This is a genomic window from Pseudaminobacter sp. Soil_N_29, from assembly GCF_057656055.1.
Map to the genome: position 1 here is coordinate 395,866 of NZ_JBDGLC010000001.1, position 23,997 is coordinate 419,862.

The 23,997-nt window shown below is 63.8% G+C and carries 20 protein-coding genes and 1 tRNA gene; 11 read left to right on the forward strand and 10 right to left on the reverse strand.

The window, feature by feature from the left end; genetic code table 11:
* Nucleotides 1–36: 36 nt before the first annotated feature.
* On the reverse strand, nucleotides 37–1,554 hold the full coding sequence (locus tag AC3A4H_RS01905; protein ID WP_487765175.1) for a helicase HerA-like C-terminal domain-containing protein: 1,518 nt from the start codon (nucleotides 1,552–1,554) through the stop codon (nucleotides 37–39).
* A gap of 269 nt (nucleotides 1,555–1,823) precedes the next feature.
* Between AC3A4H_RS01905 and AC3A4H_RS01910 the strand changes: the two genes are divergently transcribed.
* From AC3A4H_RS01910 to AC3A4H_RS01925, 4 genes are all read left to right on the forward strand, one after another.
* Complete coding sequence (locus AC3A4H_RS01910) at nucleotides 1,824–3,266, forward strand: methylmalonyl-CoA mutase family protein (RefSeq protein ID WP_487765176.1); 1,443 nt, start codon at nucleotides 1,824–1,826, stop codon at nucleotides 3,264–3,266.
* Nucleotides 3,263–5,389, forward strand: a complete 2,127-nt coding sequence (gene scpA, locus AC3A4H_RS01915; protein WP_487765177.1) for a methylmalonyl-CoA mutase — start codon at nucleotides 3,263–3,265, stop codon at nucleotides 5,387–5,389. The genes AC3A4H_RS01910 and scpA overlap by 4 nt, the downstream gene beginning before the upstream one ends.
* Before the next feature lie 66 nt (nucleotides 5,390–5,455).
* On the forward strand, nucleotides 5,456–5,686 hold the full coding sequence (locus AC3A4H_RS01920; protein ID WP_280819688.1) for an AbrB/MazE/SpoVT family DNA-binding domain-containing protein: 231 nt from the start codon (nucleotides 5,456–5,458) through the stop codon (nucleotides 5,684–5,686).
* Nucleotides 5,683–6,069: a type II toxin-antitoxin system death-on-curing family toxin gene (locus tag AC3A4H_RS01925; protein WP_487765178.1), complete on the forward strand. Its 387-nt coding sequence runs from the start codon at nucleotides 5,683–5,685 to the stop codon at nucleotides 6,067–6,069. Before AC3A4H_RS01920 ends, AC3A4H_RS01925 begins: the two co-directional genes overlap by 4 nt.
* Nucleotides 6,070–6,078: 9 nt before the next feature.
* Here AC3A4H_RS01925 and greA read toward each other — a convergent pair whose 3' ends face one another.
* The 4 genes from greA to AC3A4H_RS01945 all read right to left on the reverse strand — a co-directional run bounded on the left by greA (nucleotide 6,079) and on the right by AC3A4H_RS01945 (nucleotide 9,674).
* The gene (greA, locus tag AC3A4H_RS01930; RefSeq protein ID WP_487765179.1) at nucleotides 6,079–6,552 is read right to left on the reverse strand and encodes a transcription elongation factor GreA; all 474 of its coding nucleotides are present in this window, start codon (nucleotides 6,550–6,552) and stop codon (nucleotides 6,079–6,081) included.
* Between the two features lie 72 nt (nucleotides 6,553–6,624).
* Entirely contained in the window at nucleotides 6,625–7,629 is a 1,005-nt protein-coding gene (locus AC3A4H_RS01935) for an asparaginase (RefSeq protein ID WP_487765180.1), read from the reverse strand.
* A gap of 138 nt (nucleotides 7,630–7,767) precedes the next feature.
* Nucleotides 7,768–8,511: an SDR family NAD(P)-dependent oxidoreductase gene (locus AC3A4H_RS01940; protein WP_487765181.1), complete on the reverse strand. Its 744-nt coding sequence runs from the start codon at nucleotides 8,509–8,511 to the stop codon at nucleotides 7,768–7,770.
* Nucleotides 8,508–9,674: an acetyl-CoA acetyltransferase gene (locus tag AC3A4H_RS01945; RefSeq protein WP_487765182.1), complete on the reverse strand. Its 1,167-nt coding sequence runs from the start codon at nucleotides 9,672–9,674 to the stop codon at nucleotides 8,508–8,510. The genes AC3A4H_RS01940 and AC3A4H_RS01945 overlap by 4 nt, the downstream gene beginning before the upstream one ends.
* A gap of 209 nt (nucleotides 9,675–9,883) precedes the next feature.
* On the opposite strand from AC3A4H_RS01945, the gene betI reads away from it, so the two are divergent.
* Genes betI through betB form a run of 5 tightly spaced genes read left to right on the forward strand, consistent with a single transcriptional unit; the run spans nucleotide 9,884 to nucleotide 16,152 of the window.
* Nucleotides 9,884–10,477 (forward strand): transcriptional regulator BetI, encoded by a 594-nt coding sequence (gene betI / locus AC3A4H_RS01950; RefSeq protein ID WP_487765183.1) that lies wholly within the window; start codon nucleotides 9,884–9,886, stop codon nucleotides 10,475–10,477.
* Complete coding sequence (gene betC, locus AC3A4H_RS01955) at nucleotides 10,474–12,000, forward strand: choline-sulfatase (protein WP_487765184.1); 1,527 nt, start codon at nucleotides 10,474–10,476, stop codon at nucleotides 11,998–12,000. Before betI ends, betC begins: the two co-directional genes overlap by 4 nt.
* Nucleotides 12,000–13,001, forward strand: a complete 1,002-nt coding sequence (locus tag AC3A4H_RS01960; RefSeq protein WP_487765875.1) for a threonine/serine dehydratase family protein — start codon at nucleotides 12,000–12,002, stop codon at nucleotides 12,999–13,001. Before betC ends, AC3A4H_RS01960 begins: the two co-directional genes overlap by 1 nt.
* Complete coding sequence (betA, locus tag AC3A4H_RS01965; RefSeq protein ID WP_487765185.1) at nucleotides 12,994–14,646, forward strand: choline dehydrogenase; 1,653 nt, start codon at nucleotides 12,994–12,996, stop codon at nucleotides 14,644–14,646. The genes AC3A4H_RS01960 and betA overlap by 8 nt, the downstream gene beginning before the upstream one ends.
* 42 nt (nucleotides 14,647–14,688) lie before the next feature.
* A complete protein-coding gene (gene betB / locus AC3A4H_RS01970) occupies nucleotides 14,689–16,152 on the forward strand; it encodes a betaine-aldehyde dehydrogenase (RefSeq protein WP_487765186.1) in 1,464 nt (487 codons plus the stop codon).
* Nucleotides 16,153–16,179: 27 nt separating this feature from the next.
* On the opposite strand, the gene AC3A4H_RS01975 is transcribed toward betB, so the two are convergent.
* On the reverse strand, nucleotides 16,180–17,700 hold the full coding sequence (locus AC3A4H_RS01975) for a phosphomannomutase/phosphoglucomutase (RefSeq protein WP_487765187.1): 1,521 nt from the start codon (nucleotides 17,698–17,700) through the stop codon (nucleotides 16,180–16,182).
* A 205-nt stretch (nucleotides 17,701–17,905) separates the two neighbouring features.
* Between AC3A4H_RS01975 and AC3A4H_RS01980 the strand changes: the two genes are divergently transcribed.
* Both AC3A4H_RS01980 and AC3A4H_RS01985 read left to right on the forward strand, forming a co-directional pair.
* A tRNA-Pro gene (locus AC3A4H_RS01980) sits at nucleotides 17,906–17,982 on the forward strand.
* A 62-nt stretch (nucleotides 17,983–18,044) separates the two neighbouring features.
* The gene (locus tag AC3A4H_RS01985; RefSeq protein ID WP_348778249.1) at nucleotides 18,045–18,341 is read left to right on the forward strand and encodes a hypothetical protein; all 297 of its coding nucleotides are present in this window, start codon (nucleotides 18,045–18,047) and stop codon (nucleotides 18,339–18,341) included.
* Nucleotides 18,342–18,377: 36 nt separating this feature from the next.
* Here the strand turns inward: AC3A4H_RS01985 and AC3A4H_RS01990 are convergent, their stop codons facing one another.
* The 4 genes from AC3A4H_RS01990 to AC3A4H_RS02005 all read right to left on the reverse strand — a co-directional run bounded on the left by AC3A4H_RS01990 (nucleotide 18,378) and on the right by AC3A4H_RS02005 (nucleotide 23,719).
* Nucleotides 18,378–20,012 (reverse strand): ABC transporter ATP-binding protein, encoded by a 1,635-nt coding sequence (locus tag AC3A4H_RS01990; RefSeq protein ID WP_487765188.1) that lies wholly within the window; start codon nucleotides 20,010–20,012, stop codon nucleotides 18,378–18,380.
* Between the two features lie 4 nt (nucleotides 20,013–20,016).
* Entirely contained in the window at nucleotides 20,017–21,135 is a 1,119-nt protein-coding gene (locus tag AC3A4H_RS01995; RefSeq protein WP_487765189.1) for an ABC transporter permease, read from the reverse strand.
* Entirely contained in the window at nucleotides 21,128–22,051 is a 924-nt protein-coding gene (locus tag AC3A4H_RS02000; RefSeq protein WP_348778246.1) for an ABC transporter permease subunit, read from the reverse strand. Before AC3A4H_RS02000 ends, AC3A4H_RS01995 begins: the two co-directional genes overlap by 8 nt.
* A gap of 75 nt (nucleotides 22,052–22,126) precedes the next feature.
* Complete coding sequence (locus tag AC3A4H_RS02005; protein ID WP_487765876.1) at nucleotides 22,127–23,719, reverse strand: peptide ABC transporter substrate-binding protein; 1,593 nt, start codon at nucleotides 23,717–23,719, stop codon at nucleotides 22,127–22,129.
* Between the last annotated feature and the right edge of the window lie 278 nt (nucleotides 23,720–23,997).

The window sequence follows — 23,997 nt, forward strand, 5'->3', positions numbered from 1 at the left end:
ATTCGATCGCGGTCCGGCAATGAACTCCGAGCGCCACTATTTCCTGAGCACGCCGAGAATGCCGCGCACCAGTTCGCGGCCAAGGGTCGAGCCAACAGAGCGCACCACCGACTTTATCGCCGCTTCCGTCACCGTCTGACGGTTGGATGGACGCGGCTGGCTTTGGCGTCCGCCTGTCGGCGCAGGGCCGTTTCCAAAGTCGGGCAGCGTCCAGCCACCGTTCTTCTGTGTCTCGCCCTGCGCGCCCCCCGGGCCAGCCCGCTTCTGCAGCATCTCGAACGCCGATTCGCGATCGACCATCTGGTCGTACTGGCCCGCCACGGGACTTGCGTTCATCACGCGCTGCCGCTCCTCTGGCGTCAGCGGCCCGATGCGCGAGGAGGGCGGCCGGATGAGCGTCCGCTGCACCATGGACGGGATTCCCTTTTCCTCCAGCGTGGAAACCAGCGCCTCGCCGGTGCCCAGGCTGGTGATTGCCTGAAAAGTGTTGAAATCGGGATTTGGCCGGAACGTATCGGCGGCCGTCTTCACCGCGTTGGTCTCGCGCGGCGTGTAGGCACGCAGTGCGTGCTGGATGCGATTGCCTAGTTGCGCCAGTACCGTCTCGGGCACGTCGAGTGGGTTCTGCGTCACAAAATACACGCCCACACCCTTCGAGCGGATCAGCCGGACCACTTGTTCAACACGTTCGAGCAGCGCCTTCGGCGCCTCATTGAACAAGAGATGCGCCTCGTCGAAGAAAAACACGAGCCGCGGCTTCTCCGGATCGCCGACCTCGGGCAACTCCTCGAACAGTTCCGACAACAGCCACAGCAGCAAGGTCGAATAGAGTCGCGGATTGGTCATCAGCCTGTCGGCGGCCAGCACGTTCACGGCACCGCGGCCATCGCGCGTGGTGCGCATGAGGTCGGCGATCCGCAGCGCCGGCTCGCCGAAGAAATTGGCGCCGCCCTGCTGCTCCAGCACCAGCAGCGAGCGCTGTATCGCGCCGACGGACGCCTTGTTGACATTCCCGTAGCGCGCCGAAAGCTCCACCGAGCGGGTCGCCATATGGGCCAGCATCGACTGCAGGTCCTTCAGATCGAGCAGTAGCAAGCCTTCCTCGTCGGCAATGCGGAATGCGATGTTCAGCACGCCTTCCTGCGCATCTGTGAGGTTCATCAGGCGCGACAGCAACAGCGGCCCCATCTCGCTGATCGTCGCCCGAATGGGATGGCCCTGTTCGCCGAACAGGTCCCAGAAGATCGTCGGCGTTTCACGGAACTCATAGGGTTCCAGTTTCACTGCCTCGGCGCGCTTGAGCAGAAAATCCTTCGCTTCCCCGGGCGCTGCTATGCCCGAGAGGTCGCCCTTGATGTCGGCACAGAACACCGGCACGCCTGCATTCGAAAAGCCCTCGGCCAGAACCTGCAGCGTTACCGTCTTGCCGGTTCCCGTCGCGCCCGTGATCAGGCCGTGACGGTTTCCGTATTTCAGCAGCAGTTTCTCCGCCCGCTGGTAGCTGTCGTCCGGCTTGCGGCTGGCGCCGATGAAAATGCTGTCTTCCTGGGCCATTTTTTCCTCTCGTCTGCAGCAATGCGCCGATCGGCTCGCCGGGGCAGCAGGGCCTGAGGGCTGCTCAAAGGTATAATTGCAGGGGTGCAGCGCCACAACGACAATCGAAACGCTGGCCGTCGCGCCTCCGCAACTCCGCGCCAACATGCGAGAAGACCGATCGTCGGTTGCGCTCTGTTGTTCGGCTGCATAACCTGTGCTGCATTGCAGCGCCGACACTATGGCCGTAGATTCAGCCAGCCTGGAAAGCCGGGTTGAGAGGGACGAGCATGGACACGCGAACCGTCTTCAGCGATGTCGAGTTTGCCGTGGGCGACCGCGACCAGTGGATTGCCCTTGCGCAAAAGGCACTGGCGGGCGCCTCCTTCGAGGAAACGCTGGTGTCGCACACCGACGATGGCATTCGCATCGAACCGCTCTACCCGCGGGCGACCGCGCCCGAATTCCTCGCCCGGCAAAACCTCGATTCGCCATGGATCATGGCCCAGCGCATCGACGACACCGACCCGCTGCGCGCCAAGATGCAGATCAACGAGGAAATTGACCAAGGCGCAACCGGCCTTGCCCTGGTCTTCGAAGGCGCACCCAATGCCTTCGGCTACGGGCTGCCGGCCAGCGCCGAGGTTCTGGAATCGGTTCTTGAGGACGTCGCGCTCAACCGCACCTATCTGCGCATCGACGTGCACCCGTCCAGCCGCGCCATGGCCGACTGGCTGGTGGCGATTCTCACCAAACGCCGCGTCGACCCCTCCAAGCTCAACCTTTCCTTCGGCATCGACCCGGCCGCGATCTTCGCCGGCACCGGGCGGCTGCGCATGTCCATCGAGGCCCTGCAGGCATCGATGCCGCAGTCGCTGGCGCATTTCTTCGCGCTCGGCGTCCCCGGCATGCTTCTGGAGGCTGACGGCCGCGTGCTCCACAATGCAGGCGCCACGGAGGCACAGGAACTCGGCGTGATGATGGCTTCCGCCGTCGCCCATCTGCGGCTGTTCGAGGAAGCCCGGCAGGCGCTCGTCTACGCCGCCCCGCATATCGGCTTCTCGCTCAGCGTCGACCAGGATCAGTTCCTGTCCATGGCCAAGATCCGGGCGTTGCGGAAGCTCTGGGCGCGCGTCCAGCAAAGCTGCTCCATCGCCCCCTCGCCCGCCACGATTCACGCCGAGACATCCTATCGGATGATGACGCTGAAGGACCCCGAGACGAACATCCTGCGCACCACGCTTGCGGGCTTCGCCGCCGCCACCGGCGGTGCGGATTCGATCTCCATCCTGCCGCACACCATTGCCCATGGCCTGCCCGATGCCTTCGCGCGGCGGATCGCCCGCAACACCCAGCTCATCATGGCCAGGGAAAGCCACCTTGGCTTCGTCGCCGATCCGGGTTCGGGCTCGGGTGCCGTCGAGGCGCTGACGGCCGAGCTCTGCGAAGCGGCCTGGCGCGAGTTCCAGAAGATCGAGGCGGAAGGCGGCGTGCTGCAGAGCCTTGCCGAGGGCCACATCCAGCGGCGCGTGCACGAGGCGCGCGACCGTCGCGCGGCCGAATACAAGGCCGGCAAGCGGACGCTGATCGGCACCACCATCTACCCCTTGGCTGCCGAGCCGGAGGTAGTGACCATCCCTGCCGACCGCCACCCGGCGCCGACGGACGGCACCGTTTTCTGCGAGCCTCTGCCGCCATCCCGGCTCGACGAGCTGATCGGAGCTGACGCATGATTCCCGACTTCTCCCGGCTCGACTGGTCCGATCCGTGCTCCGAACAGGCGAGCGCCAAGGCCGAGATCTGGCACACGCCGGAAGGCATCGCCGTAAAACACCGCTACGGCCCGCACGATCTGGCCGACCTGCCTTATCTCGACACCTATCCGGGCATCGCGCCCTATATTCGCGGCCCCTACCCGACCATGTATGTCCAGCAGCCGTGGACGATCCGGCAATATGCCGGCTTCTCGACGGCCGAGGAGTCCAACGCCTTCTACCGGCGCAATCTCGCCGCTGGCCAGAAGGGCCTTTCGGTCGCCTTCGACCTCCCCACCCATCGCGGCTATGACAGCGATCATCCGCGCGTGGCGGGCGATGTCGGCATGGCCGGCGTGGCGATCGATTCCATCCTCGACATGCGCCAGCTTTTCGACGGCATCCCCCTCGACAAGATGACCGTGTCGATGACCATGAACGGCGCGGTGCTGCCTATCATGGCGCTCTACATCGTGGCGGCGGAAGAACAGGGCGTTGCGCAGAAGGACCTCGCCGGAACCATTCAGAACGACATTCTGAAAGAGTTCATGGTGCGCAACACCTACATCTACCCGCCCAAGCCTTCGATGCGGATCATCTCCGACATCTTCTCCTACACTTCGCGCCACATGCCGAAGTTCAACTCGATCTCGATCTCCGGCTATCACATGCAGGAGGCTGGAGCGACGGCGGACCTGGAGCTCGCCTACACCATCGCCGATGGCATCGAATATGCGCGCGCCGGCGTCGCGGCCGGCCTCGACATCGACAAGTTCGCGCCGCGCCTCTCCTTCTTCTGGGCCATCGGCATGAACTTCTTCATGGAAGTCGCCAAGCTGCGCGCCGCCCGGCTGCTCTGGGCGAGCCTGATGCAGAAGAATTTTGCGCCGAAGGACCCGCGCTCGCTGTCGCTGCGCACCCACAGCCAGACCTCGGGCTGGTCGCTGACCGCGCAGGATCCCTACAACAACATCATGCGCACCATGATCGAGGCCATGGCGGCGACGCAGGGCCATACCCAGTCGCTACACACCAATTCCTTCGACGAGGCGCTGGCGCTGCCCACCGATCATTCGGCGCGCATTGCCCGCAACACGCAGTTGGTGCTGCAGAAGGAGTCGGGCACCACCCGCATCATCGATCCGTGGGGCGGCTCCGCCTATGTCGAGCGGCTGACGTACGACCTTGCAGCGCGCGCCCTCTCCCATATCGAGGAAGTGGAGAACCTGGGTGGCATGGCGGCCGCGACCGAAAGGGGCATACCCAAGCTGCGCATCGAAGAGGCTGCGGCTCGCACACAGGCGCGGATCGACTCCGGCGAGCAGGCGGTAGTCGGCGTCAACGTCTTCCGGCCGGAGCAGGACATCGAAGTCGACGTGCTGAAGGTCGACAATGCCGAGGTCCGCGCGCGCCAGCTTGCCAAGCTCCAGCAACTCAAGGGCACGCGCGACGTGGCCGCCGTCGAAAGCGCCCTCGATGCGTTGACCAAGGCTGCGCAGAGCAATGAAAACCTGCTTGAATTTGCGATCCGCGCCGCGCGCGCCAAGGCGACCGTGGGCGAAATCTCTTATGCGCTCGAAAAGGCCTTCGGCCGCCATGTCGCGACCGTCCAGACGATTTCCGGCGTCTACCGCGCCGAGATGAGCGAAAACGCCACCGCCGACCGCGTCCAGCAACTGGTTGAAGCATTCAAGAAGGAACACGGCTCCAAGCCGCGCATCCTCGTCGCCAAGATGGGTCAGGACGGCCACGATCGGGGCCAGAAGGTGATCGCCAGCGCCTTCGCCGATCTCGGCTTCGACGTAACCGTCGGCGCCATGTTCCAGACGCCGGAGGAGATCGCCAAGCTCGCGGCCGAAAATGATGTCCACATTGTCGGCGCCTCTTCCCTGGCCGCCGGCCACCTGACGCTCGTTCCTGAACTGCGCGACGCGCTGAAGCGGCTGGGCCACGAGGACATCGTGATCGTGGCCGGCGGCGTGATCCCGCCGCAGGATTACGATGCCGTTCTCAAGGCAGGCGCATCTGAAATCTTCCCGCCCGGCACAGTCATTCCCGAGGCGGCGGAACGGCTTCTGGAAAGGCTGCTCCAGCCGAGCTAGGCCGATTGATTGTAGGACCGCTCTGCATGTGTTATATCTTCCGTTATAACAATGACGGAGGCGACGATGAACGTCGTGGTGCGCAAGATCGGAAACTCCGAAGGTGTCATCCTGCCCAAGGAGGTGCTCGACCGGCACAATCTTCGTGCCGGCGACACGCTCGTGCTGATCGAAGAGGGAAATGACCTCAAGCTTCGTCCTGCTTCGGACGCCCCCGAGGAGTTCGAGCGCAAGATGAAGATCGCACGGGAGCGAATGAAGAAATACGAGGTTGCCTACCGGGCACTCGCCAAATGACCGAATTCCACTCGCGGGAATTCGTCGAGGCAATGCACGCGGAGCAACTTCGTCTTCACGGCGGCGCTGCGGGAATCCGCGATGATGGGATGCTGGAATCGGCGCTCGCGAGGCCCTTGCAAAAGGAGGCCTATGGCGAGCCCGATCTTTGCGATCTAGCGGCCGCCTATCTGTTCGGGATCGTCAAGAACCATCCGTTTGTGGATGGCAACAAGCGGACCGGCTTTGCCGCGGCCGACCTTTTTCTATATTTCAATGGCCTCAGCATCGAGGCCGAGCAGGAAGACGTCATCCAATTTGTGCTTATGGTGGCCGCCAGCGAAATTGACGAAGCCGGTGCGGCCGCGTTCTTCCGCGACCATACCGAGCCGATATCAGGCTGATGTTTGCGCTCAGCCGGCCTTCAGCTCGGTGATTTCCCACTCCTTGCCATTGACCGTGGCGGTGTCGCCTATTCCCTTGCCGAAGAGCGCCATCGCCATCGGCGACACGTGCGAAATCATGCCGTGCGTGGGGTCTGCCTCGTCTTCCCCGACGATCTTCCAGCTCTTCTTCTTGCCGTCCTCGTTCTCGATCGTCACCGTCATGCCGAAGCGCACCACATCGCTGTCGGGTTCGGGCACCGACAGCTCCGCCGTCTCGCGCCGCGACGCCCAATAGCGCAGGTCGCGCGAAACGAGCGCGATGCGCTCCCGGTTACCCTCACGCTCGGCCGCTGCCAGATTTTCGCGCAGCGCCACCAGGTTGGCTTCAATCAGGGCGAGACCCTTTTCGGTTACAAGATTGCGATGCTCGCTGACCGGCCGCTCGCCTATGTCGGCAATCGCATTTTCGCTATCTTCTTCGCGCGTAAAGGCTCTACTCATACAGGAAGCTTAAGCGTTGGCCGAATTTACCACAAGCCTCCTCCCCATGCTCCTTTGGTTGGCCACGATGGGTTAGGCCAACACCCCTGTTGGGCGCAGACCGCCCACGTTGATGCCGTTCCAGTTCGTCAGCACCGGCTGGGCAAACTCGCGCAGCTTTCGTGCCAATGTCTCGTCATGCGCGACCAGCTTCGCCATCACGGCTGCCACCATCACTTCAGCCGCGCGTCCCGCGCCGTCGTCACATTTCAAGGCGATGCCAAGCCCAAGTTCCGGCACTGCGGCACAGAACACGCCCTCAGCCCCGATCTTCACGAAAAGCCGGCCCGGCGCGCTGCGCATGAGCCGTGTGTCGAACCTGTCAGTGCCGGCCACATAAAACGGTTCTGCCATGCATGCCCCAAACAGTCGCTTGGCGGCTTTCGCGCGGCTTTCCGCAAGGCCTATTCCTGTCGCCATGCGGGCAAAGCCATGCGCAAGGTTTCGCAATGGAACGGCATAGGTGGGGATGGAACAGCCATCCGTGCCGCGGTTGTCGCCGTTGTGGGCCGCACCCGTCACGTTCTCCAGCGCCTCGCGCAGCATTTCCTGATAGGCGTGGCCCGCCTTCACATAGCCGCGATGCTCGATGCCTGCATGGCAGCATGCGCACAGGAAACCGGCGTGCTTGCCCGAGCAATTGTTGTGCAGGCCGTTCGGCGTGCCGCCGCTGCGGGCGAGTTCCGTGGTGGCCCTCTGATAGGATGGCCAATGCGCACCGCACTCCAGCGCGTGTTCGTCCAGCCCTGCCTTCGCCAGCATGGCGCGGGCAAGCTCGACATGCTCGACCTCGCCATTGTGAGAGGCACAGGCCAGTGCCAGTTCCTTGTTGCCGAAGCCATAGGCGTCCGCCGCACCGGTCTCCACCAGCGGCAGCGCCTGGATCGCCTTCACCGCCGAGCGCGGAAAGATCGCGCGCTGCGTGTCGCCGATTTCCAGCACCGGCTTGCCGTCGGCATCGAAGACCGCCACCGCGCCCCGATGCGCGCTTTCAACGATGTCCCCGCGCAGGACCTCGACCAGAACCGGATTCGACATGAACTGATGACCTCGTTGCAAGCAGGAATGCAGACGAGTTGATAGCCGCCCGCCAGGCCGATGCAAGGGAAATCCAGTGCCGGAAGGTCGCCCGGGTTGTCGGCCACGCATCGAGGGCGTTGTGCCTGGAACCCGGAGCTAGGGCTCGGCCGTGACACCTGCGGCCAGAAAACCGCCATCGACGGCAAGGGTGTGGCCATTGACGAAGCTTGCTTCCGGTGAAAGCAGAAAAGCGACCGCCGCCGCGATCTCCTCCGGCTCACCGTACCGGGCTTGCGGCACACGACCGAGCCAAAGCCGGCGCGCCGATACCGAATATCCATCTGTCTCCGAGGTCGCCTCCGTCGGCCCCGGAGCGACGCAATTGACCCGCACGCCGCGGCTGCCGAGTTCCAGCGCCAGCACCTCCGACATCAGCTTGACGCCCGCCTTGGACGCGCCATAGGCGAGATAGCCGCGATTGGCGCGCAACCCCGAGACCGAGCCGATGTTGACGATGGACAGCCCTTCTCCCATGCGCTCCAACGCCGCCTTGGCGGCGATGAAGGTGCCGACAAGATTGACGTCCAGCAACTCGCGCAGCAATTCGGCGCTGGTTTCCTCGGCCGCAGCCTCGCGCGAAATCCCCGCTGCGTTGACCAGGCCGCCGATCAGCCCGAGCCGATCCACCACCTCGTCCAAAGCGGCGTCGACCTCGTCCTCGTCGGTCACATCGGCCTGCAGGAATATGGCGTTGTCGTCAGCGAACTCGTCCTCGGCCCCCGCAAGCGCCAGTTCGTCCACATCGATGATCGCCACCGTCCAGCCGTCGTCCAGAAGCCGGCGTGCAATCGCCATGCCGATACCCGATGCGCCTCCGGTAACGACGGCCGAGTGCTTCATCTGATGCGATCCAGGATCGAGACGTAGTTGGCGACGGCAGCACCACCCATGTTGAAGATGCCACCCAGCTTGGCGCCCGGCACCTGGATGCCCCCAGCCTCACCCGTCAGTTGCATGGAGGTCAGCACGTGCATGGAAACGCCGGTCGCGCCGATGGGATGTCCCTTGGCCTTCAGCCCGCCAGAAGGGTTGACCGGCAGCTTGCCATCCTTGGCGGTGTAGCCCTCCAGCGCGAGCCTTGCGCCTTCGCCCGGCTTGGCCAGACCCATCGCCTCGTATTCGATAAGTTCGGCGATGGTGAAGCAGTCATGCGTCTCGACGAAGGACAGGTCGTCCAGCGTCACACCCGCCTTCTTCAGCGCGCGCGTCCAGGCCTGCTCGCAGCCCTCGAAGGCGAGGATGTCGCGCTTCGACATCGGCAGAAAATCCTGCACGTGCTCGTTGGCACGGAACGCCACGGCGCGGCGCATCGCCAGCGCATCCGTGCTATCCATCAGTACCAGAGCCGCCGCGCCGTCCGAAACCAGAGAGCAGTCGGTGCGCTTGAGCGGGCCGGCGACAAAGGGGTTCTTCTCGCTCTCGGTGCGACAGAATTCGAAGCCGAGATCCTTGCGCATCTGCGCATAGGGGTTTTCGACCCCGTTCTTGTGGTTCTTGGCGGCGATCATCGCCAGCGCGTCCGATTGGTCGCCATAGCGCTGGAAATAGGCCTGCGCGATCTTGCCGAAGACGCCGGCAAAGCCGGCCGGCGTGTCGCCCTCTTCAGGGAGATAGGAAGCCTTCAAAAGATTGGTGCCGATTTCCGCCGCCGGCGTCGTCGTCATCTGCTCGGCACCCACCACCAGCACCACGCGCGCCGCCTTGGCATCGATGGCGCGGATGCCAGCCCGCACGGCCGCCGAGCCGGTCGCACAAGCATTCTCCACGCGCGTCGCCGGCTTGAAGCGCAGCCGGTCGTCGGTCTGCAACACAAGGCTTGCGGTAAAATCCTGGGCGGAGAAGCCGGCGTTGAAATGGCCAAGCACGATCTCATCCACGTCGTCGGGTCCAAGGCCGGCGTGTTCCAGCGCCTCCGCCGCGACTTTCGTGATCAGGCTTTCCAGCGTTTCGCCTTCCAGCTTGCCGAAGCGCGAATGCGCCCATCCAACGATGCAAGCAGTCATGAGACTCTCCAAATTGGCTTGTCACTTCTAGCACAGTATGCGCGCAGACGTAACTGTTCAACTATGAACATATAGGGCAAGCATCTGCCAGGGCGAGGTGCCGTATCCGGCACCTGCTTGGAGCTTGTCGCAAGCACCAAACCCGATGGCGGGTTTTTTATTGATTGATCCGTCAATAAAAAATAATGTTGGCGGCTGGAGGAATTGAAGTGCCCAAGGTCGGAATGGAACCTTTGCGCCGCAAGGCGCTGATCGACGCGACGATCTCGGCGATCGGCGACCGCGGCTCTCTCGACGTCACCATGTCGGAGATTGCCGGGCGCGCCGGCGTCTCGTCAGCGCTCGCGCACCATTATTTCGGCGCCAAGGACGAGCTTCTGCAGGCGACGATGCGGCATCTCTTGTCCGAACTCGGTGCGGATTCGCGCGTCTCGCTTCGCGAAGCCACGAACCCGCGTGAACGCGTGCTCGCCGTCATCGCGGCCAACTTCTCCGATAAGCAGTTCCAGGCAGGCACCATCGCGGCCTGGCTCGCCTTCTATGTCGAGGCGCAGAAGTCGCCCGCCATGCGGCGTCTACTGCGGGTCTATGCGCGCCGGCTGCATTCGAACCTGATGAGCGGGCTCTGCGCGCTGATGCCCCGCAGCGAGGCCGATCGGGTCGCTGAAGGCATCGCCGCCCTGATCGACGGCTTCTACATCCGCCGCGCCCTCAAGGACGGCACGCCCAACGCCGCGAGCGCAATCGCGGTGATCGAAGACTATCTCGAGACCAAGCTTCACCAGCAGAAGGCGGACAAATGAGCCGGCGCCCGAACATCTTGATCATCATGGTCGACCAGTTGAACGGGACGCTGTTCCCCGACGGCCCGGCTGATTTCCTGCATGCGCCCAACCTCAAGGCGCTCGCCGCCCGCTCGGCCCGCTTTCGCAACAACTACACCGCCTCGCCGCTCTGCGCGCCGGGCCGCGCCTCCTTCATGAGTGGGCAACTGCCCTCGCGCACCGAGGTCTATGACAACGCCGCCGAGTTCGTCTCCTCGATCCCGACCTTCGCGCATCACCTGCGCGCCGCCGGCTATCACACTGCCCTTTCAGGCAAGATGCATTTCGTAGGCCCGGACCAGCTGCACGGCTTCGAAGAACGCCTGACCACCGACATCTATCCGGCCGACTTCGGCTGGACGCCGGACTACCGCAAGCCTGGTGAGCGCATCGACTGGTGGTATCACAACCTCGGCTCCGTCACCGGCGCCGGCGTGGCCGAAATCAGCAACCAGATGGAATATGACGACGAGGTCGCCTTCCTTGCCGGGCAGAAGATTTACGAGCACGCCCGCGCTTCGGAAGACCCGCAGCGTCGCCCCTGGTGCCTGACCGTTTCCTTCACCCATCCGCACGACCCCTACGTCGCCCGCCGCAAATACTGGGACCTCTACGAGGACTGCCCTGCGCTGGAGCCTGAAGTCGGCTTCATCCCGAAGGAGAGCCAGGACCCGCATTCGCAGCGGCTCTACCTCGCCAGCGACTACGACAGCTTCGACATCACGCCCGAGCAGGTGCGCCGTTCGCGCCGCGGCTATTTCGCCAACATCTCCTATCTGGACGACAAGGTGGGCGAGCTGATCTCGGTGCTCGAGCGCACCCGCATGCTGGACGACACCATCATCCTGTTCTGCTCCGACCACGGCGACATGCTTGGCGAACGCGGCCTGTGGTTCAAGATGAACTTCTTCGAGGGCTCGGCGCGCGTGCCGCTGATGGTCGCCGGCAAGGGCATCTCGCCCGGCCTGATCCAGGCGCCGACCTCCAACCTCGACATCTGCCCCACCCTCTGCGACCTCGCCGGCATCGACATCGCCGACATCATGCCCTGGACGGACGGACAGTCGCTGAAGCCTCTGATGCAGGGCCAGCCGCGTAGCGAACCGGTGCTCATGGAATACGCCGCCGAGGGTTCTTATGCGCCGCTCGTGGCGATCCGCGAGGGCAGATACAAGTTCGTCCACTGCGAGATCGATCCGCCGCAACTCTTTGATCTGGAATCGGATCCGCTCGAGCGCGTCAACCTCGCCGCCGACCCGGCCAATGCCGCGCTGGTCGACGAGTTCATGCAGAAGGTCCGAGCGCGCTGGGACCTGGCCGCCTTCGACGCCGCCGTGCGACAGAGCCAGGCCCGACGCTGGGTTGTCTACCCAGCGCTGCGCAACGGCTCCTACTACCCGTGGGATTTCCAGCCGCTTCGGCAGGCTTCCGAGCGCTACATGCGCAACCACATGGACCTGAATGTTCTGGAGGAACAGAAACGCTTTCCGCGAGGTGAATGATGACTACGCCGATCGTTCCCACCCTCGACCATCTGAAGCGCGCCTATGCGGTCACCTCGCAGGTAACCCAGCTGACGCCGCTTCTGGAATCCCGCCCGCTGGCGGCCATGACAGGTGCTGCCCGCGTCTTCATAAAACCCGAGTCGCTGCAATGGGCCGGCTCTTTCAAGGTGCGCGGCGCCTATTGGCGCCTGAAGCAGCTTTCGCCCAGTGAAATGGCGCGTGGCGTGGTCGCCTATTCATCCGGCAATTTCGCGCAAGGGCTTGCCGCCGCCGGCCAGGCGCTCGGCGTGCCCGTTACCATCGTGATGCCGATCGATGCGCCCGCCGCCAAGCGTGACGCCACCGCCGGCTACGGCGCGCGCGTTGTGGTGACCGATCATGGGGCGCGCGCGCGCGAAGAGGTGGCCTCCGAGCGCGCCCGCGAAATCGCCAAGGAAGAAGGCCTCGCCCTGCTGCATCCGTTCGATGATCCCGAGATCGTCGCGGGCCAGGCCGGCACCGGACTTGAAGCAATCGACCAGCTGGCCGCCAAGGGCGCCAGGGCCGATATCGTGCTCTGCGCGGTAGGCGGCGGCGGGCTGATCGGCGGCGTGGCGCTCGCCTTCCACTACCTTTCGCCCGAGACGCAGGTCATCGCCGTCGAGCCCGAAGGTTTTGACGGCATGGGCGCTTCGCTCGCCAAGGGCGCAATCGAAACTGTGCCGCTCGGCCCGCCCTCCATCTGCGACGGGCTGATGGCGCGCAAGCCCGGCGAAGCGCCCTTCGCGGCCGTCAATGCCGCCGGCGTGCGCGGGCTGGCCGTCAGCGACGCTTCCGTGCGCCGCGCCATGAAGGCCGCCTTCGAGCGGCTGAAGCTCGTGCTCGAACCTTCGGGCGCATCCACTCTCGCCGCCCTCCTCGAGGGCGGCCTCGACCTCGCCGGCAAGACCGTTCTGGTCATCGCTACCGGCGGAAACGTTTCACTGAATGATTACATGAGGCACATTGCCGATGCTTGAAGCAGATTTCGTCATCGTTGGTTCAGGCTCGGCCGGCGCGGCCATGGCCTACCGCCTGTCGGAAGACGGCAAGCACTCGGTCATCGTCATCGAATACGGCGGGACCGACGTCGGCCCGCTGATCCAGATGCCGTCGGCGCTTTCCATCCCGCTCAACATGCCGCTCTACGACTGGGGCTTTTCTACCGAGCCCGAGCCGCATCTGGGCGGGCGCGTTCTGGCCACTCCGCGCGGCAAGGTCCTGGGCGGCTCCTCCTCCATCAACGGCATGGTCTATGTGCGCGGCCATGCGCGCGATTTCGACCACTGGTCCGAACAGGGCGCCACCGGCTGGTCCTATGCCGACGTTCTTCCCTACTTCAAGCGCATGGAAGACAGCCAGGGCGGCGAGAATGGCTGGCGCGGCAGAGGCGGCCCGCTGCACGTTCAGCGCGGCAAACGCAAGAACCCGCTCTATGCCGCCTTCATCGAGGCCGGCAAGCAGGCCGGCTTCGAACTGACCGACGATTATAACGGCTCAAAGCAGGAAGGTTTTGGGCCGATGGAGCAGACCATTCGCGGCGGGCGCCGCTGGTCAACCGCCAACGCCTATCTTCGGCCTGCCCTGAAGCGGCCAAACGTCCGCGTTGTCAAAGGCTTCGCCCGAAAGGTCGTCATCGAGAATCAACGCGCCGTCGGCGTCGAGATCGAAGCTCGCAAGAAGATTCAGGTCGTCAAGGCGCGGCGCGAGGTGATCCTGGCCGCATCCTCGATCAACTCGCCAAAAATCCTGATGCTGTCGGGCATCGGCCCAGCGCAGCACCTGAAGGACCACGGCATCGCCGTCGTCGCCGACCGCCCGGGCGTCGGCGCCAACCTTCAGGATCACCTCGAACTCTACATCCAGCAGGAATCGACCCAGCCGATCACGCTGAATTCCGTCCTCAACCCCTTCTCCAAGGCGCTGATCGGCGCGCAATGGATGCTCTTCAAGAGCGGCCTCGGCGCCACCAACCATTTCGAGGCGGCCGCCTTCCTGCGTTCGGCCGCCGGCATCGACTATCCCGACATCCAGTACCATTTCATCCCGGCCGCCGTGCGCTATGACGGCAAGTCGGCGTCGAAATCCCACGGCTTCCAGGCCCATGTCGGCCCGATGCGCTCCAAGTCGCGCGGAGCGGTCACGCTGCGCTCGCCCGACCCGGCGGACCGGCCGCGGATCCTGTTCAACTACATGTCTCATCCCGACGACTGGGCCGACTTCCGCCGCTGCATCCGCCTCACCCGCGAGATCTTCGGCCAGCAGGCCTTCTCTCCCTATCGCGGCAAGGAGATTTCGCCCGGCGGCCATCTGCAGACCGACGCCGAGCTCGATGAATTCATCCGCGATCACGTCGAGAGCGCGCTGCACCCCTGCGGCACCTGCCGCATGGGACGAACCGACGACCCGATGGCTGTCGTGGACCCGCACTGCCGGGTCATCGGCGTGGAGGGACTGCGCGTGGCGGATTCCTCGATCTTCCCGCGCATCACCAACGGCAATCTCAACGCGCCGTCCATCATGACCGGCGAGAAGGCGGCCGACCACATCCTCGGTCGGCAGCCGCTTGCCCCCTCCAACCAGGAACCCTGGATCAATCCGCGCTGGCAGGTCTCCGACCGCTAGGCTAGTGCAGGCAACACCTTGAAAGAAATTCCGGAGTCGACAATGCGCGCTCAACCCAAAGCCTCGCACTACATCAACGGCCGCTTCGTGGAAGACGACAGCGGCGCGCCTCTCCCGGTCATCTATCCGGCAACCGGCGAAACCATCGCCACGCTGCATTCGGCAACGTCCAGCATCGTCGAGCAGGCGATCGAGGCGGCACGCGAGGCGCAGCCGGCCTGGGCGCGGCTGAAGCCGGTCGAGCGCGGCCGCATCCTGCGCCGCGCCGCCGACATTTTGCGCGCCCGTAATGACGAGATCGCCCGCATCGAGACGCTGGACACCGGCAAGGCGATCCAGGAAACGCTGGTGGCCGACCCGGCCTCGGCCGCCGATGCGCTCGAATTCTTCGGCGGCGCGGTAGGCAGCTACAATGGCGACTATGTCGACCTCGGCGGCTCCTTCGCCTATACGCGGCGCGAGGCGCTCGGCATCTGCGTGGGCATTGGCGCCTGGAACTATCCGATCCAGGGCGCCGGCTGGAAGTCCGCGCCTGCGCTCGCCATGGGCAACGCCATGGTGTTCAAGCCGTCCGAAAACACCCCGCTCTCGGCGCTGGCGCTGGCCGAGGTCTATAGCGAGGCCGGCCTGCCCGACGGCCTGTTCAACGTCGTCCAGGGCTATGGCGATGTGGGCGCTGCCCTTGCCTCGCACGAGGCCGTGGCCAAGGTCTCGCTCACCGGCTCGGTGCCCACCGGCAAGAAGGTTCTGTCGCTTGCCGGCTCGCTGATGAAGCACGCCACCATGGAGCTCGGCGGCAAGTCGCCGCTGATCATCTTCGACGACGCCGATGTCGAGAACGCCGTCGGCGGCGCCATGCTGGGCAATTTCTACTCCACCGGCCAGGTCTGCTCCAACGGAACCCGCGTCTTCGTGCAGAAGGGCATCTACGAGAGCTTCCTCGACCGCCTCACCCAGCGCACCAAGGCGATTCGCATCGGCGATCCGCTGGATCCCGAAACCCAGATGGGCCCGCTCATCAACAAGGCCCAGCACGAAAAGGTCACTGGCTACATCGGGATCGGCAGGGACGAAGGCGCGACCCTGCATCATGGGGGCGGCGTGCCTTCGCTGCAGGGTTTTGAAGGCGGCTTCTTTGTCGAGCCCACGATCTTCACCGGCGTGAAGGACGACATGCGCATCGCCCGCGAAGAGATCTTCGGCCCGGTGATGAGCGTGCTGATCTTCGAGGAGGAAGACGAGGTCGTGGCCCGCGCCAACGCCACCGAGTTCGGCCTGTCAGCCGGTGTTTTCACCCGCGACCTGCCGCGCGCCCACCGCGTCATTTCCGAACTGCAGGCCGGCAGCTGCTGGATCAACACCTACAATCTGGCGCCGGTGGAAATCCCCTTCGGCGGCTACAAGCAGTCCGGCATCGGCCGCGAGAACGCGCTGGCCGCGCTCGGTCATTATTCGCAGGTCAAGTCGGTCTATGTGGAAACCGGAGACGTCGCCAGCCCCTATTGAGGGCTGGCACAGGCCTTCGCTGCGCCGCTAGAACGTCTGGTTGTAGGCACCTACTTCCGGGCTGCGGCGCAGCACCGCGTCCAGCGCATCGAACATTTCCCGCCGGCGCTCGGCTGAAACCGGGCTTTCCACGACAACGACTATTTCGGGCTTGTTGGAAGAGGCGCGCACCAGGCCCCAGGTGCCGTCCTCGGCCACCACGCGCACACCGTTCACGGTGATCAGGTCGGCGATCCTCTGCCCGGCGAAAATTGCGCCGCCTTCCTTCATGGCCTGGAAATCCGCCACGACGCGGTCGACCACGCCATACTTCACCTCGTCGGGGCAATGCGGCGACATCGTTGGCGTGCCATAGGTCAGGGGCAGGTCGCGATAGAGATCGGCCATGCTTCGTCCCGGATTGCGGTCCAGCATCTCGCAGATGGCAATCGCCGTGACGATCCCGTCGTCATAGCCGCGCCCGATGGGCGCATTGAAGAAGAAGTGCCCGGATTTCTCGAAGCCGGCGATGGCGCCCAGTTCGGTCACGCGCCGCTTCATGTAGGAGTGGCCGGTCTTCCAGTAGTCGGCGCGTGCCCCGTTCGCGCGCAGCACCGGATCGGTGGTGAACAGCCCGGTCGACTTCACGTCGGTCACGAACACCGAATTGGGGTAAATAGCCGAGATGTCGCGCGCCAGCATCACGCCCACCTTGTCGGCGAAGATTTCGTTGCCCTCGTTGTCCACCACGCCGCAGCGGTCGCCGTCGCCGTCGAAGCCGAGCCCGACGTCGGCGCCCGTCTCCAGCACCTTGTCGCGGATGGCATGCAGCATGGCCATGTCTTCGGGGTTGGGATTGTAGCGCGGGAAGCTGTGGTCGAGTTCCACGTCGAGGGGAACCACCTCGCAGCCGATTCGCTCCAGCGCCTCGGGCGCGAATGCCCCGGCCGTCCCGTTGCCGCAGGCCGCCACCACCTTCAGCTTGCGCGAAATCCTGTGCCCGGCCGTGAGGTCGTCCAGGTAGACCCCACGAAAACCCTCCACGAAATGGAAGGCCCCGCCCCCGATCAGGTCGAAATCGCCTTCCAGCACGATCTTCTTCAGCGCGCTCATCTCATCCGGGCCGAAGGTCAGCGGCCGCGCCGCGCCCATCTTCACGCCGGTCCAGCCATTCTCGTTGTGCGACGCGGTCACCATGGCGACGGAAGGCGTATCGAGCGCGAACTGCGCGAAATAGGCCATGGGCGAGAGCGCCAGCCCTATGTCCTTCACCCGCGCGCCGGCTGCCATCAATCCTGCGGTCAGCGCCTGCTTGATCGAAAGCGAATAGCCGCGGAAGTCGTGCCCGACAACAATGTCAGGGCCGACGCCCAGCCGGCGGATCAGCGTACCAAGCCCCATGCCCAGAGCCTGCACGCCAACGAGGTTCAGTTCCGGCGTCTTTTCCGAACCGGGGTGGCCGAACCACCAGCGCGCATCATATTCGCGAAAGCCGGTCGGCTTCACCAGCGCGCTGGTTTCAAACGCAAATGTGTTGGGCTTGGCCAGGCTGACGATCTTGAAGGTCACGCAGTTCCGCTCCGGTCGCGATTGGTCGAATTGCACTGTAGCGGCAACGGTTTACTGCCGCATTATGCCTCCTTACCCGCCTTTCGGCTGGCTCAAAACCGAAAGCTGTGGGTTGGTACAAAGAAAAGCGAAGTTTCTGCACGCCATAGCCCGTTTGCCGCTTGCGGAGTTTTTTTTCGACGGCTATAAGCCCGCCGTCTGGTCGCGGAGTGTAGCGCAGCCTGGTAGCGCACCTGCTTCGGGAGCAGGGGGTCGCAGGTTCGAATCCTGCCACTCCGACCAGAACAACCCGGTTCCCGGCCGGAATTTCATCCGCAAACAAAATGTCAGCTTGTTGGCGTCGCTTGGCCGTGGTGCAGCGCGCTCCAGAAGGCTATGTAACGGCCATGAGCAACAAATCTCGCCTTCTCTCCCTTGTCGCGTTTGCACTGGCTGCCGCCGCTTCGTCCGCCGCATTCGCTGAAGAGGCCCAGCCGCTGCCGGGCGTCAAGCAGCCGCAACCCATCGTCCAGGCGCCACAGCCCGAGCCGATCGCGGAGCCCGATTCGCAGCAATCCTTCAAGGTCGGCGATTTCGATGTGAAGGTGTCGGGCAGCGTCACCGTCGACATAGGCGTCGGCAAGATCAAGCCGCCGAGATAGAATCAGCGGCGCTTCGGTCCGTTGCAAGCGTGAAGCCTATGCCACACTGGCCTCAGGCTGCGCTCGGAACCTCTTTGCGTCTATCGCCGCGCTCATCAGCGCCTGCGTGTAGGCCTCTCGCGGATGGTCGAAGATCTCGTCCGTCGGCCCTTCCTCCACGATCTGTCCCTGCTTCATCACGATGATGTAGTCAGCCATGGCGCGCACCACCGCGAGATCGTGGCTGATGAACAGATAGGAAAGATCGTTCTCGGCCTGCAGATCGCGAAGCAGTTCCACGATCTGCTTCTGCACCGAGCGGTCGAGCGCCGATGTCGGCTCGTCCAGCACCACCACCTTCGGCTTGAGAATCATCGCGCGCGCAATCGCAATGCGCTGCCTCTGCCCACCCGAAAATTCATGCGCATAGCGGTTGCGCATGTTCGGATCGAGCCCCACCTCGCGCAGTGCCTCCACGGCGCGCAGGTCGCGCTGCTTGGACGATAGCGACGGCTCATGCACCAGCAGCCCCTCGGTAATCACCTGGCCGATGGTCATGCGTGGCGAAAGCGAACCGAACGGATCCTGGAACACGAGCTGCAGTTCGCGTCGCAGCGGGCGCATCTTGTCTGGCCCGACCGCGGAGATGTCGCGGTGATCGAACCGGATCGCGCCCTCGCTCGGCAGCAGGCGCAGCAGCGCGCGACCGAGTGTGGACTTTCCCGAGCCCGATTCACCCACGATGCCGATGGTCTGGCCCCGCTTCAGCGACAGCGAGATGCGGTCCACCGCCCGCAGCATCAGCGGCGGGCCGGCGAGGAAGCCGCCGCCTATCCTGAACGTCACCTCGACATTGCGCCCCTCCAGCAGCACGGGCGCGTCGCTCCTAGGCGGCACCTTGCGGCCGCTCGGCTCGGCCGCCAGCAGCATCTTGGTGTAGTCGTGCCTGGGCGCTGCAAACAGCGCGTCAGTCTGCCCCTCCTCCACGATCTCGCCGGAGCGCATCACATAGACACGGTCGGCGAAGCGCCGCACGATGCCGAGATCGTGCGTGATAAACACGATCGCCATGCCGAGCCGGCGCTGCAGGTCGGCCAGCAGCGTCAGGATCTGCGCCTGCACGGTCACGTCCAGTGCGGTGGTCGGCTCGTCGGCGATCAAGATGTCGGGATCGTTGGCCAGCGCCATGGCGATCATGACGCGCTGGCGCTGGCCGCCGGACATCTCATAGGGGTAGGACTTCATCCGCCGCTCGGGGTCGGGGATCTTCACCAGTTCCAGTAGGCGCAACGCTTCCTTGCGCGCCTCGGCCGCGCTCAGCTTGCGGTGTCGCCTGATCGGTTCCATGAGCTGGTTGCCGATGGTGTAGAGCGGGTCCAGCGAGGTCATCGGCTCCTGGAAGATCATGGTGATCTTGCGGCCGCGCACGTCGTTCAGTTCGGACTTGCCAAGCTCCAGCAGGTTCTTGCCGCGATAGTCGACCGTGCCGCTTGCCTCGCCGTTTGAAGCCAGCAGGCGCATCGCCGCCATCATGGTCTGGCTCTTGCCCGAGCCGGATTCGCCCACGATAGCGACCGTTTCGCCGGCGTTTACATGCAGGTTGATGCCCTTGACGGCATCGACCTGCCCGTCAAGCGTGCGGAAACGGACGCGCAGGTCCTTCACGGCGAGAATGGTTTGGTTGTTGGTCATCGCTTCAACGGTCCTTCGGATCGAGCGCGTCGCGCAGGCCATCGCCGACGAAATTCAACGCAAAGAGCGTGGAAACCAGGAACACGGCAGGAAACAGGAGCAGCCAGTTGGCGGTGCCGATGTTCTTGGCGCCAGTCGAGATCAGCACGCCCCAGCTCGTCATCGGCTCCTGCACGCCGAGGCCCAGGAACGACAGGAAGCTTTCCAAGATGATCACCTGCGGCACCAGCAGCGTCATGTAGATGACCACCACGCCGAGCAGGTTCGGCACGATGTGTCGTTGCAGGATGCCTCGCCGCGTCACCCCCAGCGCCTCGGCGGCCTGCACATATTCCTGCCGCCTGATGGACAGCGCCTGCCCGCGCACGATGCGGGCCATGTCCAGCCACAGCACCGCTCCCACAGCCAGGAACATCAGCACGAAGTTCCGTCCGAAGAACACCACCAGCATGATGACGAAGAAGATGAAGGGCAGCGAATAGAGCACGTCGACGATGCGCATCATCACCTCGTCGGTCTTGCCGCCGGTGAAGCCGGCAACGGAGCCGTAGATCACGCCGATCGCCACCGCCACGATGCCGGCAAGCATGCCGATCGCCAGCGAGACGCGGCCGGCCATCAGCGTGCGCGCCAAGAGGTCACGTCCGGTATTGTCCGTGCCAAACAGGAAATACTGCTGCTTGACCGACGCGCTCATCGTCATCTTCAGCCCGTCGTCGGACTTGCTTTCGATGCGGGTGTTGTCGAACGTGTCGGAGCGGTCGAGATAGCGCGTGCTGCGCTCGTCGACCGGCTTCGACGAACTCACGGTGACGAAGACCCGGTCGCCGTCCTGGTGCCATTCATCGACATCGACACGCATGCGCTTGACCGCGTCGCGCAGCGCGCTCTCGATCATGTCGGCCTTCGGGTAGGCCGATAGGCTCGGCGGCGTGCGCACATAATCGGCATAGATCGTGGTGTATTCGTGCGGCACCAGGGAGGGGCCGGCGATACAGACGATCGCCATGAAGGCCAAATAAAACAGACTGACCATGGCCGCCTTGTTGGATTTCAGGCGCGCCCAGGCATCGCCCCAGAACGAACGCCCGGCAACGGGTGCAGCGATCGCCATATCAGTCATAACGCACCCTCGGGTCGACGACCGCGTAGAGGAGGTCCACGATCAGGTTGAACAGGATGGTGAAGATCGCGATCACGATGACGGTGCCCATCACCAGCGTGTAGTCGCGGTTGAGCGCCGCATCGACGAAGTAGCGGCCGACGCCCGGAATGGCGAAGATCGTCTCGACGATGATGGAGCCCGTCAGCAGCGCCGCCGCAGCAGGCCCTGCATAGGAGATGATCGGCAGCAGTGCGCCGCGCAGCGCATGCTTGACCACCACCGACCAGTCCGAAAGTCCGAGCGCCCGGGCGGTGCGGATGTGGTGCGAGCGAAGGGACTCGATCATCGAGCCGCGCATCAGGCGCGCAACGATCGCAATCTGCGGCAGCGCCAGGGTCAGCACCGGACCGATCTTGTTTATCAGCGCCCCGTCGCCCCAGCCGCCGATGGGCAGCAGCTTCCAACTGAGCCCAAACACAAGCTGGATGATCGGTGCGATGACGAAGGTGGGGATGGTGCTGCCGGCAGTGGCAAGCGCGATGACGCCGTAGTCGGCCGTCTTGTTCTGGTTGAGCGCGGCGATCACGCCCAGGATGCTGCCAACCAGAAGCGCCAGGGTCAGCGCGGAAGCGCCGAGCTGGATCGAGATCGGCAGGCCCTTGGCGAACAGTTCGCCCACGGTGAAATCGGGCAGGTTATAGCTCGGCCCGAAATTGCCGTGCAGCAGGTTGTTGAGATAGTTGAGATATTGCTGCCACAGAGGATCGTTGAGGCCGAACTGGGCTTCGAGATTGGCCTTGATCTCCGGGCTTAGTCCGCGCTCCTGGTTGAAGGGGCCGCCGGGCGCTACGCGGATCAGGAAGAACGCCAGCGTCACGATGACGAAAAGCGTCGGTATGGCGGTCAGCAACCGCCGAAAGACATAGAGCAGCATGGATTTTCCCCGCTGTCGCTGAAGGGCCGAGGCCGCCGCCTCCCTCGTGGGAAGCGGCGGACATTGGCTCGGGAACTATTCCTTGCTGATGAAGCGCGACGGATGGATGTCCATCACATTGTCCTCGAAGCCGTGAAGCTTCGACGAAACGATGTTGTGATAGCTGTAGTAGAGCACCGGAATGTTGCCGACCTCATCGATCATGATGCGTTCAGCCTCCGCAAGCTCCTTCATGCGCTCTTCCGGCTTGCCGCCGGCAGCGGCCGCCTTGTCCATCGCTTCCTCGAACTTCGGGCTGTTGTAGCTCGAGTAGTTGTTGCCGCTCGCCTTGCGTGAGATGCCCAGGAAGGTTTCGGGGTCCTTGTAGTCCGCGATCCAGCCGGCACGCGCCAGGTCGTAGTCGCCCTTTTGCTCAAGGAAACCGTAGTGCGTCTTGGTATCTGTATTGAGCAGGCTCACCTCGATGCCCAGCGGCTTGAGCTGCTCCTGGATCGCGACGGCCGTATTCTTGTGGTTCTCCGACGTGTTGTAGCGGATTTCCATCTTCAGCGGCTTGTCGGGCCCGTAGCCGAGCTTGGTCAGGATTTCCTTGGCCTTGTCCTCGCGGTCGATCTGCGTCTCATTCGCGAAGGAGGCTTGTGCCGACGTGTAGCCCTCGATTCCCGGGGGCACCATGGAGTAGCCGGGCAGCATGGAATTCTGCCAGACCTTCTCGGCAATGAAATCGCGATCGATTGCCATGGATATCGCGTTGCGCAGTTCCGGGTTGGTCCAGGGCTCCTTATCGGTCTTGATTGCGAAGTAATAGGTGCCGAGATACGGCCCGACGTGGATCTGGTCGCCGAACTTGGCCCTGAGATCGGACAATTGCTCAGTCGGCAGATCGTCGTAGCTGTCCATTTCGCCAGCCTCGAAACGCTTCATCGCCGAAGAGCGATCCTCGGTGGTGATATAGTTGACGACGTCGAGCTTGACGGTGTCTGCATCCCAGAATTTCGGATTCTTGACCAGTTTGATGTGATCGTTGGGAACCCACTCGGCGAGCGTGTAGGCGCCGTTCGACACCAGGTTGCCCGGCTTCACCCAGTCCGCGCCCAGCTTGTCCATCGAAGCCTTGTTGACGGGATAGGCAGCCTGGTGCGTCAGCATCTCCAGGAAGTAAGGCGTCGGCGCCTTCAGCCTGACCTCGAACGTCCTTGCGTCGATTGCCTTGACGCCCATCTCCTCTGGCTTCGCCTTGCCGGTGTTGACCTCCTCGGCATTCACCACCGGGTAAAGCATGGAGGCGTATTCGGCGGCGGTTGCGGGATCTTCGAGGCGGTGGAAGGCATAGACGAAGTCTTCGGCAGTCACCGGCGAGCCATCGGACCAGAGGCCATTCTCGCGAAGCTTGAAGGTGTAGACGGTGCCGTCATCCGAGACGGTCCAGCTTTCCGCTGCGCCCGGAATGAGGTTCGACTTCTCGTCCTGCATGACCAGCCCCTGGAACAGGTCGCGCAGCACGTGGGCTTCGTACACGGTCGAAGTCTTGTGGGGATCCAGCGATTCGGGTTCCGCAGCGCTGCCGCGATTGTAGATCACTTCGGCGAGGGATGGCGTCAGCAGCATACCGCTCGCCATCGATACACCCACCGTAAAGACCGTCGCCTTCAGGATGTTCTTGAGCATCATGTCTCTCTCTCCCAGCTTGTCGTCACCCCTCAGTGAACGACCAGGCCACTTGGCGCCCCTAGGCCGAAGTCTCCTCCCTCGGCTTCGTTGAGCGAGCCGGCGGCCAGCGGGCCACCGTTCTGTGCGAACACTAGCGAGCGGAAAATTCGAATTCAACCGACTCTGAATTCCCCGAGCAAAACTTCTTCTCACGCCGATATACACTTTTTACGTGCATATAAACGTATTCTACACAATCATGGGTTACGATTGCTGTGGGGCTCGAGGCTTCTGCG